Origin of the sequence: Phocaeicola oris (assembly GCF_021295095.1) — a bacterium.
Lineage (GTDB): Bacteria > Bacteroidota > Bacteroidia > Bacteroidales > Bacteroidaceae > Phocaeicola > Phocaeicola oris.
The window spans coordinates 12062-27486 of the sequence record NZ_JAJLQX010000029.1 but is presented as its reverse complement, the minus strand read 5'-3'; the positions used below and the strand labels follow the sequence as shown (position 1 = coordinate 27486).

The following is a 15425-nucleotide window of genomic DNA, read 5'->3' as shown; positions in this document are numbered from 1 at the left end:
AAACCAAAATTAAACCTATGTAAACTTTTTGCCCCAAAATGTAAACTTATAAAATTGGGCTGAAAGTGTTAAAAACAAAGGGGTTAAGTGAACTTATCGTTATATACGCTTCGTTTTGTGCCCCATATATTTTCTTTTCTTTATTCCGCAGAATAATATTGTAGCTAAAAGAAAGAAAAAAGTCTGAGAACTATTAAATTGTAGATTTTTTGCCTGAATAACTTTCAAATTTCAATTTTAAATAAAAATTTTCTTCAAATAATTTGTTTCTTCTAAAAGAACCCTATAACTTTGCGCCCGTAATAGAAATACGAAAGTATATGGCTAATTGGTCTCTACATATTCTAACAGTGTTGCACATTATTCTAATCGTCGTGGTGATTCTATCATGAGGAGGAGAAAGGCTGTATAGTTTATATAGAAATTATAATTAGTTTACGTAATATTTATAAAGCCTTTCTCATAAAGAGGAAGGCTTTTTTAATGATATTAAATTAGATAGAAAATGAAACATCCATTACGTAGTGCAATTTGCACAGAAGGTCGGAGAATGGCAGGTGCCCGTGCTCTATGGGTTGCCAATGGGATGAAGCGTGAAATGTTTGGGAAACCAATTATAGCTATTGTTAATTCTTTTACGCAGTTTGTTCCCGGCCATACACATCTTCACGAAATTGGTCAAATAGTAAAGAAAGAAATAGAAAGTCTTGGTTGTTATGCTGCCGAATTTAATACGATAGCTATTGATGATGGTATAGCAATGGGACATGATGGAATGTTGTATTCACTTCCTTCGCGAGATATCATTGCCGATTCAGTAGAGTATATGGTAAATGCTCATAAGGCCGATGCCATGATTTGCATTTCGAACTGTGATAAAGTTACTCCCGGGATGTTGATGGCTGCTATGCGGTTAAATATCCCGACAGTCTTTTGCAGTGGCGGGCCAATGGAAGCCGGACAATATAAAAATGAGAATGCCGATTTGATTACTGCAATGATTAAAGGAGGTGACTCTTCTGTCAGTGAAGAGGAACTTGCCGAAGTTGAGAATGTTTCCTGTCCGGGTTGTGGGTGTTGTTCCGGTATGTTTACGGCTAATTCCATGAATTCATTAACCGAGGCTGTCGGTTTGGCTCTTCCGGGTAATGGAACCATTCTTGCCACTCATACAAATAGAATTCAACTTTTTAAAGATGCTGCTCATCTCATTGTCAAAAACGCAATGAAATATTATGAAGAAGGAGATGACAGTGTGCTCCCACGAAACATTGCTACGCGTGATTCTTTCCTGAATGCCATGACGCTGGATATTGCTATGGGGGGTAGCACGAATACTATTCTTCATTTATTGGCTGTCGCTCAGGAAGGTGAGGTCGATTTTAGAATGAGCGATATTGATGTGCTAAGTCGTAAAGTTCCTTGTTTGTGTAAGTTAGCTCCGAATACTCAGAAGTACAGTGTTCAGGAATGTAATCGTGCGGGAGGTATCCTTGGTATATTGAATGAGTTGAATAAAGGAGGTTTGCTCCATACTCAAGTTAAACGGGTTGATGGCAGAACACTTGATGAGGAATTAAAGAAATATGATATTACGGGTTCAACCGTTGATTTGGAGGCTAAACGGATTTATTCTTCTGCTCCGGCCCATACGTTTAGTACTCAAATGGGTAGTCAGTCGTGTGTTTATGATTCATTGGACACGGATCGTACTAACGGTTGTATTCGGGATATAGCTCATGCATACACGAAGGACGGTGGCTTGGCAGTACTGTTTGGGAATATAGCTCAAGATGGTTGTGTTGTTAAGACAGCCGGAGTTGATGAGAGTATTTGGAAGTTCAGCGGACCGGTTAAGGTGTTCGATTCACAGGAGTCAGCTTGTGATGGAATCCTTAGTGATAAAGTTGTTGCGGGTGATGTTGTTGTCATTACTCACGAAGGTCCTAAAGGAGGTCCGGGTATGCAAGAGATGCTTTATCCTACATCTTATATCAAGTCAAAACATTTGGGGAAGCAATGTGCTTTAATTACCGATGGTCGTTTCAGTGGCGGTACTTCAGGCTTGAGCATCGGACACATCTCTCCGGAAGCTGCTGCCGGTGGAAACATTGGCAAGTTGGTTGATGGCGATATTATTGAGATTGATATTCCAAACCGAAGAATCAACGTGAAGCTAAGTGATGAGGAATTAGCTAAACGACCAATGACTCCGGTAACTCGGAACAGAGTAGTATCAAAGAGTTTGAGAGCATACGCCGCGTCGGTCAGTTCAGCCGATAAAGGTGGTGTAAGAGTTATTAAGGACTAATAATGTTATAATTAAGAATATGTCAAAAGAAACTATAACCGGAGCTGAGGCACTGATACGTTCATTAGAGTATAACGGCGTAAAGACACTTTTCGGGTATCCCGGTGGAGCTATTATGCCGACGTTTGACGCGCTTTATTTTCATAAAGCTACATTACATCATATATTGGCGCGTCATGAACAGGCCGCGGCACATGCGGCAGAGGGCTTTGCCCGTACATCTGGACAAGTCGGTGTTTGTTTGGTAACCAGTGGTCCGGGGGCTACAAATACATTAACAGGCATAGCCGACGCAATGATTGATAGTACTCCTATTATTGTCATTGCCGGGCAGGTTGCGACTCCTTTCATGGGAACGGACGCGTTTCAGGAAGTAGACTTGGTGGGTGTTACACAACCTATTACCAAGTGGAGCTATCAAATTCGTAGGGCAGAGGATGTACCTTGGGCAGTTGCCCGTGCGTTTTATATTGCGAAGAGCGGACGTCCGGGGCCTGTTGTGCTCGACTTTACAAAAAACGCGCAGACGGAAATGTTTGAGTACGAGCCTGCAGAGGTCGACTTTATTCGTAGTTATGATCCCTATCCTACTCCTGATAAAGAGCAGATTAAAAAGGCTGCCGAGTTAATCAATAAGGCAAAGAAACCTTTTGCGTTGGTTGGGCAAGGAGTTGAGCTGGGTAACGCGACAGAAGAGTTGCGTATTTTCCTTGAGAAAGCGGATATTCCATTTGGCAGTACCTTATTAGGTTTATCGGCCTTGCCTTCCGATCATCCTTTAAATAAAGGCATGTTAGGTATGCATGGTAATCTCGGGCCAAATGTCATGACGAATAAGTGTGATGTTCTGATTGCAATCGGTATGCGTTTTGACGACCGTGTTACCGGCAAGCTTGCCACTTATGCGAAGCAGGCGAAGATTATCCATTTGGATATCGACAAGGCAGAGATTAATAAGAATGTTCCCGTTACTATTCCGATTATAGGCGATTGCAAGAAGACATTGCCTATGCTGACTGCTTTGGTTAAGAGAGCAGAGCATGTTAAATGGATTGAAGGATTTAAACCCTATGAGAAGAAAGAATATGATAAGGTAATAAAGAAGGAAGTATTCCCGACCGAAGGACCTTTGAATATGGGTGAGGTGATTAGCGCGGTTAGTGAAGCGGTGCGTCACGATGCTATTATGGTTTCCGATGTCGGTCAGAATCAGATGATGGCTGCTCGTTACTTTAAATTTGCAAAACGTCAGAGTATAGTTACATCCGGTGGTTTGGGAACGATGGGCTTTTGTCTTCCTGCTGCGGTGGGCTGTACGTTTGCTCGTCCCGAAAGAACTGTTTGCGCGTTTATGGGCGATGGAGGCTTACAAATGAATATTCAGGAATTGGGTACCATTATGGAACAGAAAGCTCCGGTAAAAATAATTGTGCTGGATAATAACTTTTTAGGTAATGTTCGTCAGTGGCAAGCAATGTTCTTTGGTCACCGCTATTCTTTCACTCCGATGATGAATCCGGATTATATGAAGATTGCTGCGGCATACGATATACCTTCCCGTCGTGTTATAAAACGGGAGGATTTGAAAGATGCCGTTGAAGAGATGTTGAATACAGACGGGCCATTCCTGTTGGAGGCCTGTGTTATAGAACAAGGTAACGTATTGCCTATGACTCCTCCGGGAGCGTCGGTTGATGAAATGTTGTTGGAAATTAAATAGTAAGTAATATGGATAAGACAGATAAAACATTATATACACTGATTGTTCACTCTGAGAATATTGCCGGCCTGTTGAATCAGATTACTGCTGTGTTCACTCGTCGTCAGATAAATATTGAAAGTTTGAATGTGTCCGCTTCTTCCATCAAAGGCGTTCATAAATATACTATCACGGCGTGGGCTACGAAGGATGAGGTTGAGAAAATTGTAAAGCAGATAGAGAAGAAGATAGATGTTATTCAGGCCAACTATTTTACAGATAATGATATTTATCAACGTGAGATAGCGTTGTACAAGCTTTCTACTCCTGAGTTTGAAAATAATCCGGATGCTTCGAAGACCATTCGTCATTATCAGGCTCATATTGTTGAGGTGAATCCTAAGTTTCTGACGGTGGAAAAGACGGGTACGGATGAGGAAATAACTTCTTTATATAATGCTTTGAGTAAGATGAATCTGGTTCTTCAGTTTGTCCGTTCGGGTAGAATCGCCATTACTACAGGCAGTGTTGAGCGGGTTAATGAGTATCTTTCTATGCGGGAAGAGAAATATAAAAAAGAGAAGAAAGCTAAAAAGCAATGTCTGAATTAAAGAATAAAGTAGGAGAGTATAAGTTCGTCGCTGAACCGTTCCATGTCGATTTTATGGGGAGACTTACGATGAGTGTACTTGGAAACCATTTGCTGAACGTGGCCGGATTTCATGCTGCCGACAGAGGCTTTGGCATCTCCGAATTGAACGAACATCATTATACGTGGGTCCTTTCTCGATTAGCTGTTGAAATGGAGCAGTTCCCTATGAAAGATGAAGAGTTCAGCATACAAACATGGGTGGAGAATGTGTATCGATTGTTTACCGACCGTAATTTTGCTATATTAAATAAGAACGGAATGCCGTTAGGTTATGCACGTTCTGTTTGGGCTATGATTGATATGGAGAGTCGTAAACCAATAGATTTGGTAGCCATGCACGATGGAAAGATAGCTGAATATATTACTGCCGATAAGGTTTGTCCGATAGAGAAGCCTACGCGAATAAAAGTTCAGTCGACGGAACCGGTGACTAAGATGGTTAGCAAGTACAGCGATATAGATATCAACGGGCATGTCAACAGTATCAAGTACATTGAGCATATTCTTGATATTTTTCCTATTGATATTTTTAAAAAGAAACAGGTAAAACGGTTTGAAATGGCTTATGTCGCAGAAAGTTACTACAATGAAGAGTTAAGTTTCTATTGCGATGAAGCCGGCGAGGATGAATATCATATAGAAGTAAAAAAGAATGGAGATGAAATGGTGGTTCGCAGTAAGGTGACCTTTGCGTAGTTTCCGCGACGAGAGTTATTATTATAATTAACAATAGGACAGCCTTGGGTTGTCCGTAAAAATTAAACAGTATGGCAAAATTGAATTTTGGCGGTGTAACAGAAAATATTGTTACCCGCGAAGAGTTTCCTTTGGAAAAAGCGCGTGAAGTATTGAAAGATGAAACAATTGCAATTCTTGGTTATGGTATTCAAGGCCCCGGACAGTCATGTAACTTGCGTGATAACGGTTTTAACGTGATTGTTGGTCAGCGTGAGGGCAAGACATACGATAAGGCTGTTGCCGATGGATGGAAGCCGGGCGAGACATTGTTCTCTATTGAAGAGGCTGTAAAGCGCGGAACTATTATCTGCATGTTGCTTTCTGATGCCGGACAGATGCAGGTATGGCCGCAAATCAAAGACTTGATCAAGGCTCCTAAAACGCTTTACTTCTCTCATGGATTTGCTATCAATTGGAACGACCGCACCGGTGTTGTTCCTCCAAAGGATATTGATGTAATTATGGTTGCTCCTAAGGGATCGGGTACATCACTTCGTACGATGTTCATGGAGGGTCGTGGCATCAATTCATCTTATGCCGTTTATCAGGATGCTACCGGTAAGGCCGTAGAGAAGACTTTGGCTCTTGGTGTCGGTGTCGGTTCTGGTTACCTGTTCGAGACTACATTTAAACGTGAGGCTGTATCTGATTTGACGGGCGAGCGCGGCTCTTTGATGGGGGCTATTCAGGGGTTACTTTCTGCTCAGTATGAAACATTACGCGAGCATGGACATACTCCTTCCGAGGCATTCAACGAGACAGTGGAAGAGTTGACTCAGAGCTTGATGCCTCTGTTCGCGGCAAAAGGTATGGACTGGATGTATGCTAATTGCTCTACTACCGCGCAACGTGGCGCCTTGGATTGGATGGGACCGTTCCACGATGCTATCAAGCCGGTGATGGAGAAGTTGTATCACAGTGTTGAAACAGGTAACGAGGCTCAGATTTCTATTGATTCTAACTCAAAACCCGATTATCGCGAGAAGCTGAACAAAGAGTTGGAGGCTATGCATAACAGCGAAATGTGGCGTACCGCGGAGACTGTTCGTAAGCTCCGTCCGGAAAACAACTAATAGAACGATACTATTGGAATGCGAGAGGATAGGTGTAAAGCGTATCCTCTTTTTTTTGCTTATTTTTAACCGATAGTTTGTAGGAGACAATAAATCACTTACCTTTACATTCATTATGGATAATAAAGAACGCGAGAAAAGAATAGTCAGAGTCACACTGCGGGGAAGCATTATTAACGTCTTTCTTTTGGTGTTTAAGTTTGTGGCCGGAATAGTAGGCGGATCGGCGGCCATGATAGCGGATGCCGTGCATTCTTTATCCGATTTTGTTACCGATGTGATAGTCATGATATTTGTCCACATCAGTAGTAAACCGCAAGATGAAGACCATGATTACGGACACGGAAAATATGAAACGTTAGCTACATCTCTTATCGGCTTAGCGCTTTTTGTGGTGGGTGTTATGATTTTCTATAATGGCGCGGCAAAGATTATTGATGTACTTCGGGGCAATACCGTTTCTTCTCCGGGAATTATTGCGTTGGTCGCGGCTGTTGTGAGTATAATTATGAAAGAGTGGGCATATCGGTTTACCGTGAGAGCCGGGAAGAAAGTTAATTCGGAGGCTGTGGTAGCTAACGCGTGGCATCATCGTAGCGATGCTCTTTCATCTGTTGGAACGGCTATCGGTATTGGCGGAGCTATTATTTTAGGGAATAAATGGAAAGTGCTCGACCCGATTGCTGCCGTAGTCGTTAGTTTCTTTATTATTAAAGTTGCTTGGCGGATGATTCGTAAATCATCGGATGAGCTGCTCGAGAAAAGTCTTCCGAAGGAAGAGGAACAAGAGATTATCACCATAGTGGAGAAGGAACCTTCGGTAAGTGATGTGCATCATCTTCAAACCCGTCAGATAGGGAACCAAATAGCTATTGAGATGCATGTCCGAATGCCGGGGAATATTTCGCTATACGAATCGCACGTGCATGCTACTAATATAGAGCGTCGACTGAAAGAGCGTTTTGGGGAATATACGCATATCGGACTTCATGTGGAACCGGTGAAAATTGACGGAGAATACAAAGAAGGTAAGCCGGCAAATGGAGAATGGTAATTGTTTTGATAAGCGGCAGTAATTCATATCATGCGCATGAGTTAGTCAAGTGACGCGTATTATTTTAACCACTCATACGCATGAGGGAGTCGCTTTGTCATTATGTCTGACTTTGTTTTCTTCCGTAAAAGCATTGTCTCGGTGTGGGACAGTGCATTTTCTTTCGTTTAAGTGTCGTCCTGGTGTGGGATAGTGCATTTTCTTTCAAAAAAGTACTGTCGTCGGGAATTTCCGACGTGCTAAGAAGAAAGGCAACCCTTTCGAGCTGCCTTTCCATCTTTATTATGATGAACGATTATTCCACGTTGAAACCGGTGACAACAAGTTTAGGTTGTTGTCCGCGAGTATCCTCATCTTTCCACCGAATGGCGACTTCTTTCTTCTCTCTCGGCATAATACTGAAGTAATTATCACTATATATAACAGGCAGAATCTGTTCGCCGTCAGCGCCTTGTAAATTCAAACGAATCATCATGGCAGGAACTTTCGTTGTATTTTCTATAGTAACCGTTCCGTTCCATTGGTTATCGTCTTTGTTTGGAGTGAAAGCAGTATTTAACTTCACTTTAGCCAATTTATTCAGTGCCTGATAATTGCCATATTCCTTACCCTTCAAGTAGAAGTTGTCAGATATAACTTCATGGTGCGAATTATAAAGTTTCAGGTCGACAAACAACAACTCAGCGTTTTTCAGATTCTCATCTTGAGTCAGATATTCCCAACTGCCTACAGCAAACACAGGAATAGTGGCATCCTCTTTAATATCAAACGGGTCGACGGATATACTGCTTACTTCTTCGCCATTGATGTTGCGGATGGTCATTTCTGCCTTCAAGTTTGTTTGATTTCCTGCCGCGAGGTTGACAACTTCCACCGAATCGGTTTGTTCGTTCCATTGGATATGCAATGGCTCGCAAGCTTTTTTGGAGCCGAAATACGCGCCTGTCGGCTCGAAATAGTAATCGTATGTGCACCATGTCATGCTTGGCCAGCAAGAATGGCTCATCCAGATAACCAATCCCAATCGGTTGACGTTCGACGATTCATACATGGCACGGTATCCGTTGTAGTTCACCCATTGAGCTAATTCCGTAAACTGTTTGGCGGAATTGGATTTTCCGAATCCGTTTTCTACTAATGCGTTGAATGTCTGTCCCCGTTGTGCTCCTTCCATGGTATAATCGTGTTTGCCCCACTGATCGTTTTGCGGCCAAAGCGCGTCAGGCGAAAGGGTACGAGTGAGACTCTCGATAGTCATTACATTCGGCATACCTCTTTCTGAATGGAACTTAACAGGAACGATGCTGAAATAATCTTTTGGAGCTAAAGCACGGTAAGGTCCGTGTCCGCTCACACCGTCATCGGCAGAGCTGGATATATAAACGATTCCCGGATTCCATGCGTCGACATACTCACGGAACGCCTTATCTAACGTAGGAGTCGGATAACCTTCATTTCGTCCGCAATACAGTCCGATGCTGGCATGGTTGCGAATTCGCTTCACGTAATCGTTGGCATTGGTCATGAACATGGTTTCATCGTATGGGTTAGGCCCGTCCACCGGATTAGCCAACCAGAAGTCTTGCCAAATCATAATGCCGTATTTATCGCATGCCTCGTAGAACGGCTCATCGCCAATCATACCAACCCAATTTCGAATCATGTTGAAGTTCATTTCTTTGTGATAGCGGACGGCAATATCATATTCTCTTGCACGGTAGTTCAGATTATGCTCACTGAATCCCCAATTGCCCCCCAACGGAATAAAGCGTCTTCCGTTTACATAAAGTTTTAGTTGGGTATTCTCGTCTTTATAACTCATCTGGCGGATGCCGGCCTTATAATGAATCTCATCAGAAACTGCGTCACCGACAGTGATAGTGAATCCCGCGTCATATAAATAGGGAGTGCCGTATCCGTTCGGCCACCACAAATTCATTCGTTGATCCTTCAATTGAGTAAACTCATCGGGTAAGAATCGAACTTCCTCATGGCTGTTCGGGAGCATTTCTATCGGCTTTTCAAACTTGATGTTTCCGATATAACCGCTCAGCTTACCTTGCAGCGTGTCGGCAGAATGGTTGACAACAAATACAGAAGGAGTGATGGCAGCCAATGTATCGGGTAATGCCAACTTGGTAGTAACCAATGGGTCTTGAATGGTAACTTTCCCCGACGCTTCAAGATAAACATTATTCCAAATACCCATATTACGTCCACGAACAGTAGTAATCCAATCCCAACCGATAGACGCGTGGAAGGTAGGATTATCGGCACCGAGGATACCGCCGTTAAAATCGGTATTCATGGTGTATTTTTCTTTTACTGCTCCGTAATGCGCGTTATGAATAATCTGTACGGCAAGTGTATTCTTCCCTTCTTTCAGTAAATTGTTGATGATGTATTTCCCCCGAATAAAAGCTCCGGATATATCATCCAATTTAACCCCGTTCAAGTAGATATTAGCTTTCCAATTAATGCCGTCAAAGTTCAAACTGATATCCTTTCCTTTGTATTCTGTTGGGATTTCAAACGTATTCCGATACCAAAAATCTTCATTAAAATAAGATTCGGAGATAAGAGAAACATTGTCGGCGTAGTTCGGGTTGGGTATGGCGCCAATGTTAATAAAAGAAGAGAGTACCGTTCCCGGAACAGTAGCGGTAATCCATTTGCCGGTGTCGTATTTATCGGTTGAGATTTCCTCACCGGTGGCTTTCACATCAGTAGATCGACAGAGTTTCCAATCACCACCGCTCAAGAAATATTTTCCATCTTCCAAGCCTTTGACAGGAGCAGGTTGGGCAACTAATCCGCCTTTTCCCCAAATTTCCATCTCACTTAGGATGTATTCTCCTGCCTGACGTGATTCTTGCAATGCCAGTCGGATATAACGAGCCTTTCCTTTTACTTTAATGTCTTGGTTCAGCGTAGAGTCGTTAGGTAAAGTCGCGATATCTTTCCATGTTTTCGCGTCATCCGATGTTTGGATTGTGCCGTTATTTGGCTTGCATAGCCAGAACAATTTGATTCTGTCAAATTTTGCTTTTGTGCCAAGATCAATACAGACCCACTGTTCATCGCCTTCCGCATTCATCCATGCGCTGCTAAACACTTGAGCGGGCATAACTGTTATGGCTTCTCCGTCTTTATCGAAGAACTTATTCTCCTTATCCATCCAATACTTTGCGCCATCCATCTTAAAATTCAGTCGGAAGTAAGCGAAAGGTTCATCGGTATTCAGGTCCATATCTATATTGAACGTTCGGGCGGATAATGAATGGTCGTTGTCTTCATAGTTATTTTTATTGGGGTCGCTGGATACCTTATATTTTATTGCTTCGCCCGGTAATTTACCTTTCAGCTGGCCAATGGTATCCCAATTTTTTCCATCTTTTGACGCAAGCGCGGTAATCTCGTATCCGTTTTTGGCAGCAACTTCATTATATGCTACATCTCCGGAAATAGAGAGACGCTTTCCGTGAATCACTTCTCCGGTCCAATGATATTGGATATAGGTATCATCACCTCTCAGAATGTTTCTGGAGAACGGACCACCGTCAATTGCCCATTCCCGTTCACGGCGAGGAACCGTACCGCCGGACGTGGTAACCTCAAGATAATTGGGAGCATGGTTGTCAATATATCCGTCGGTTATAAGCTGGGCTGTCAGATTATAATCATAACTATTCGAGCTATAAGCTGCCCGATGAAGAGCAATGTTTCTGTATTCGTTATCTTTCACCATGTTTGGCGCAAAATTCTCGGAAGGAGCACCGGGATATATTCCTATACCTTGTGTATAATAGTCGGAATGGGCAGATTCAGCTCCATCCTTACAACTTTGAAAAGTGAGTGGCAGAGAACAAAATATAAGAAAATTAGTTGTTATAAGCATTTGCTTATGTGATAGGAATGTTTTAGCTATGTTCATATTAGGATATTTAACAGGGTTGCACTTCATGTATTTTTAATCTCGCTAAGATAAAGAATTAAATTGATTTGCTTAATGTAATTGGACTTTTTTTGAATTTATGAAGTAAATTCTTCCGGTTATTGTGACAAATACCTATCTTTATGTCGCAATATATACCTTAAATTACGCGATTATGAATAAAAAGGGGAAGATATTAGTTGTTGGTAGTTCAAACACCGATTTAGTTATTCAGACCGACCATTTGCCTGTTCCGGGAGAAACTATTCTTGGTGGTAATTTCTTTATGAGTCACGGAGGAAAGGGCGCGAATCAGGCTGTTGCCGTTGCCAAACTGGGTGGTGATACTGCTTTTGTAGGCAAGATAGGGACTGATTTGTTTGGGAAACAATCGTGTGAGCTTTTTAATAAATATGGTATAGATACAACCTATCTGTATAAAGACGAGCAAACTCCGTCGGGAGTTGCTTTGATTACTGTTGATAAGAACGCGGAGAATTGTATAGCGGTTGCTTCGGGGGCGAACATGAAACTAACACCGGCTGATTTGAAGCATTCGATGTCGGCTATTGATGAGGCAGAAGTTATTCTTGTACAGTTGGAAATCCCAATGGATACGGTAGAATACGTAGTAAAGGCAGGAAAGGAAAAACACAAGAAAGTAGTATTAAATCCGGCTCCGGCACAAAAATTATCAGAAGAGCTGTTGAATGGTCTGTATCTTATTACTCCGAATGAGACAGAAGCAGAGTTATTGACAGGTCGAAAGGTGACAGATGTGGTTTCTGCTGAGGAAGCGGCTCAAATCTTTTTGGAAAAAGGTGTTGAGAATGTGATTATTACTTTGGGTTCTAAAGGATCATGCTTATATAATAAAAAGGAGAGTCTGTTTATCCCTGCCTTTAAAGTGAAGGCTGTGGATACAACTGCGGCAGGAGATGTTTATAATGGAGCTTTATGCGTCCGTATAGCTGAAAAGGCTGAGTGGAAAGATGCCATTGTTTTTGCTAATAAGGCAGCGGCTATATCTGTGACAAGAGCAGGGGCGCAGGCATCTGTTCCGACAAGAAAGGAAGTAGAAGAGTTTAAATTGTAATACTATGAAGAATCAATTATTTATTGTGTTGATTTTCTGCGGAGTGGTCGCGACCTTGACGTCTTGTAATAAAACGAGTTCTGTTAATCAAGGAATCAGTGATTACGTGACGATTCAGAAAGATTCCCTTATGGATAAGATTAAAGGAGGATGGGCTGGTCAGACTATCGGTTGTACTTTTGGAGGTCCTACCGAGTTTCGTTATCAGGGAACAATGATTGGCGATTATACGCCTATTGATTGGCCGAAAGGACAGATAAAATGGTATTATGATTACGCGCCTGGACTGTATGATGATGTGTATATGGATTTAACATTTGTGGATGTTTTTAACCGTTTAGGCTTGGATGCTCCGGTAGATTCTTTTGCTGTGGCTTTTGCTAATGCAAGGTATCAGCTTTGGCATGCAAATCAGCAAGCTCGTTATAATATATTGAATGGTATCATGCCTCCGGAATCGGGCAGTTGGAAGAATAATGCTCATGCTGATGATATAGATTATCAGATAGAAGCCGACTTCTCCGGTTTGATGAGCCCGGGGATGCCGAATGTCGCGACGGAGATAGGAGAGAAGATTGGACATATAATGAATTATGGCGATGGGCTTTATGGCGGACTTTATGTGGGAGCGATGTATTCTCTTGCTTTTATATCAACAGATATTTACTATATAGTTACTGAAGCACTTAATGTTATTCCTGCCGAGAGTCGTTATCATCAATGTATGAGTGATGTTATTAAATGGTATTTAAAGTATCCTGATGATTGGAAACAGACATGGGCGGAAGTTCAGAAACATTACGCGGAAGATAAGATGTGTCCTGATGGAGTATTTGCTCCTTTTAACATAGATGCTGTAGTTAATAGCGCGTATATTGTAATTGGTTTGCTTTATGGCGAAGGAGATTTCTCAAAAACATTGGATATCTCAACCCGTTGCGGACAAGATTCTGATTGTAATCCGGCGAGCGCTGCCGGTATATTAGGAACAATTTTGGGTTACAGCCATATTCCTGAGTATTGGAAAGAGAATCTTTATGAGGTAGAGGACAGAGATTTTGCCTACACGACTATTTCTTTAAATAAAGTTTACCGGATGAGTTTTAATCAGGCACTGGAAAATATTGAAAGAAATGGTGGAAAGGTGAACGATAAGGACGTGATTATTAAAGTTCAAAAATCGAATAGTGTTCCATTGGAGCAAGGTTGTGAGAATATGTATCCCATACAGAAACGGAGTATAGAAAAAGAGGTTGGTGACATGGGCGACTTTACCTTTGATGGTAATGGGGTGATGCTTAATGTTACAGTTAACGCAAAACGTAATGATTATGTGGCTCTTGTTGAAATCTATTTGGATGGAAAACTGACAGAGACTCGTAAACTTCCTGTTGATTTTCATGATCGAACAGCTGAGTTGTATTGGAATCCGCAAATCCCTATGGACAAGCACACTTTAACTTTTAAATGGGTGAATCCTGAAGATGGAGCTACGGTTAAGTGTGGGCATGGCATCGTTTATTCTAATAAGCCATATATTAATCCTTATAAATAAAATACTATGTTTATTGTAAATAGTTATGTTGTCGCGGTTTTATTCTGTGTAGTAACCATGCTTTGTTGGGGCTCTTGGGGAAACACGCAGAAGTTGGCTGCCAAGACTTGGCGTTATGAGTTCTTCTATTGGGACTATGTAATAGGAGTGCTTCTTTGTTCTGTTATTTTTGCCTTTACGCTGGGCAGTATCGGCAGTGTGGGCAGAAGTTTTATTCCGGATTTGGCGCAGGCAACTCCGAATAATATACTTAGTGCGTTTATTGGCGGTGTGGTATTTAATGCTGCCAATATACTTTTGTCTGCCGCTATCTCACTTTGTGGGTTGTCGGTTGCTTTTCCTGTCGGCATTGGTTTGGCGTTAGTGTTAGGTGTACTTATAAATTATATTGGAGCGGCGAAAGGTGAGCCTGCCTATATATTTATCGGAGTAGTATTGATTGTTATAGCCATTATATTAAATGGTGTAGCGTATAAAAAGGCGCAGAAGACTTCTGCCAAGTTGACTACCAAGGGAATAACCATTTCAATTATTGCCGGTGTTATTATGGCACTTTTTTTTAGATTTGTAGCAGCTTCAGTTGACTTGAATAATTTTGCTCATCCGGAGTCCGGTAAAATGACTCCATATACCGCGGTGTTCATTTTTTCATTAGGAGTGTTCTTAAGTACGTTTATTTTTAATGGCATAGCTATGAAACATCCGGTTAATGGGGAGCCTGTTTCCGCAAAAGATTATTTCAAGGGTGATACAAGGACTCATTTGGTTGGTATGCTGGGAGGTATTATTTGGTGTATTGGTGAGTCATTTAGTATGATTGCTTCAGAAAAGGCCGGAGCTGCTATATCTTATGGATTGGGTCAAGGAGCTACGTTAGTTTCTGCTTTATGGGGAATACTTGTTTGGAAAGAGTTTAAAGGTGCTCCAAAGATATCAAATCGGCTGAACTTAGCCATGTTTACTCTATTTGTCATCGGCTTGGGATTCCTGATTTATGCCGGAGCTTAAAACAATAATGTTTATTTATCTTAACGTGATGAAATAACAGAGAGCTCACGCGGAAACCTACAAAGGTAGAATAGGGACTTATAGCATGTTGGTAAGGTGTTTTACCCTTTTTGTTTGATCCATTAAAATGGTCATAAAGAGATGGAGGAAAAGTCATCCGTATGAACCGGTCAACTCATCCGTATAAACCGTTCAATTCATGCGGATGAACTTGTCAACTCATCCGCATGAGTTGAGCAACTCATCCGCGTCAGTTTTCATCTTCATCCGCATCAAGGTAATAGCTTATATAGTTGAACTCTCTA

General features: G+C 41.8%; 10 protein-coding genes. 9 read left to right on the top strand and 1 reads right to left on the bottom strand.

Translation table 11 applies throughout. The annotated features are described in order from the left end of the window. The first annotated feature begins 505 nt into the window (after positions 1-505). The 6 genes from ilvD to LO761_RS11565 all read left to right on the top strand — a co-directional run bounded on the left by ilvD (position 506) and on the right by LO761_RS11565 (position 7527). Positions 506-2311 (top strand): dihydroxy-acid dehydratase, encoded by a 1806-nt coding sequence (ilvD, locus tag LO761_RS11590; RefSeq protein ID WP_272818444.1) that lies wholly within the window; start codon positions 506-508, stop codon positions 2309-2311. A gap of 19 nt (positions 2312-2330) precedes the next feature. Then, on the top strand, positions 2331-4031 hold the full coding sequence (gene ilvB / locus LO761_RS11585; protein WP_272818443.1) for a biosynthetic-type acetolactate synthase large subunit: 1701 nt from the start codon (positions 2331-2333) through the stop codon (positions 4029-4031). Between the two features lie 8 nt (positions 4032-4039). Beyond that, positions 4040-4621: an acetolactate synthase small subunit gene (gene ilvN, locus LO761_RS11580; protein ID WP_272818442.1), complete on the top strand. Its 582-nt coding sequence runs from the start codon at positions 4040-4042 to the stop codon at positions 4619-4621. Further along, a complete protein-coding gene (locus LO761_RS11575; RefSeq protein ID WP_272818441.1) occupies positions 4609-5358 on the top strand; it encodes an acyl-[acyl-carrier-protein] thioesterase in 750 nt (249 codons plus the stop codon). The genes ilvN and LO761_RS11575 overlap by 13 nt, the downstream gene beginning before the upstream one ends. Positions 5359-5429: 71 nt before the next feature. Next, complete coding sequence (gene ilvC / locus LO761_RS11570) at positions 5430-6473, top strand: ketol-acid reductoisomerase (RefSeq protein ID WP_272818440.1); 1044 nt, start codon at positions 5430-5432, stop codon at positions 6471-6473. 115 nt (positions 6474-6588) lie between these two features. Further along, positions 6589-7527 carry a cation diffusion facilitator family transporter gene (locus LO761_RS11565; RefSeq protein WP_272818439.1) on the top strand — a complete coding sequence of 313 codons (939 nt, stop codon included), beginning with the start codon at positions 6589-6591 and terminating at the stop codon, positions 7525-7527. A 295-nt stretch (positions 7528-7822) separates the two neighbouring features. Here LO761_RS11565 and LO761_RS11560 read toward each other — a convergent pair whose 3' ends face one another. Then, positions 7823-11461, bottom strand: coding sequence for a glycosyl hydrolase 2 galactose-binding domain-containing protein (locus tag LO761_RS11560; RefSeq protein ID WP_272818438.1), 3639 nt, complete (start codon positions 11459-11461; stop codon positions 7823-7825). Positions 11462-11636: 175 nt separating this feature from the next. Here LO761_RS11560 and rbsK point away from each other — a divergent pair, with 175 nt between their 5' ends. The 3 genes from rbsK to LO761_RS11545 are packed head-to-tail and all read left to right on the top strand — an operon-like array spanning position 11637 to position 15120. Next, complete coding sequence (rbsK, locus tag LO761_RS11555; protein WP_272818437.1) at positions 11637-12557, top strand: ribokinase; 921 nt, start codon at positions 11637-11639, stop codon at positions 12555-12557. A 4-nt stretch (positions 12558-12561) separates the two neighbouring features. Further along, positions 12562-14112, top strand: coding sequence for an ADP-ribosylglycohydrolase family protein (locus tag LO761_RS11550; RefSeq protein WP_272818436.1), 1551 nt, complete (start codon positions 12562-12564; stop codon positions 14110-14112). 6 nt (positions 14113-14118) lie between these two features. Further along, a complete protein-coding gene (locus LO761_RS11545; RefSeq protein WP_272818435.1) occupies positions 14119-15120 on the top strand; it encodes a GRP family sugar transporter in 1002 nt (333 codons plus the stop codon). Positions 15121-15425: the final 305 nt, after the last annotated feature.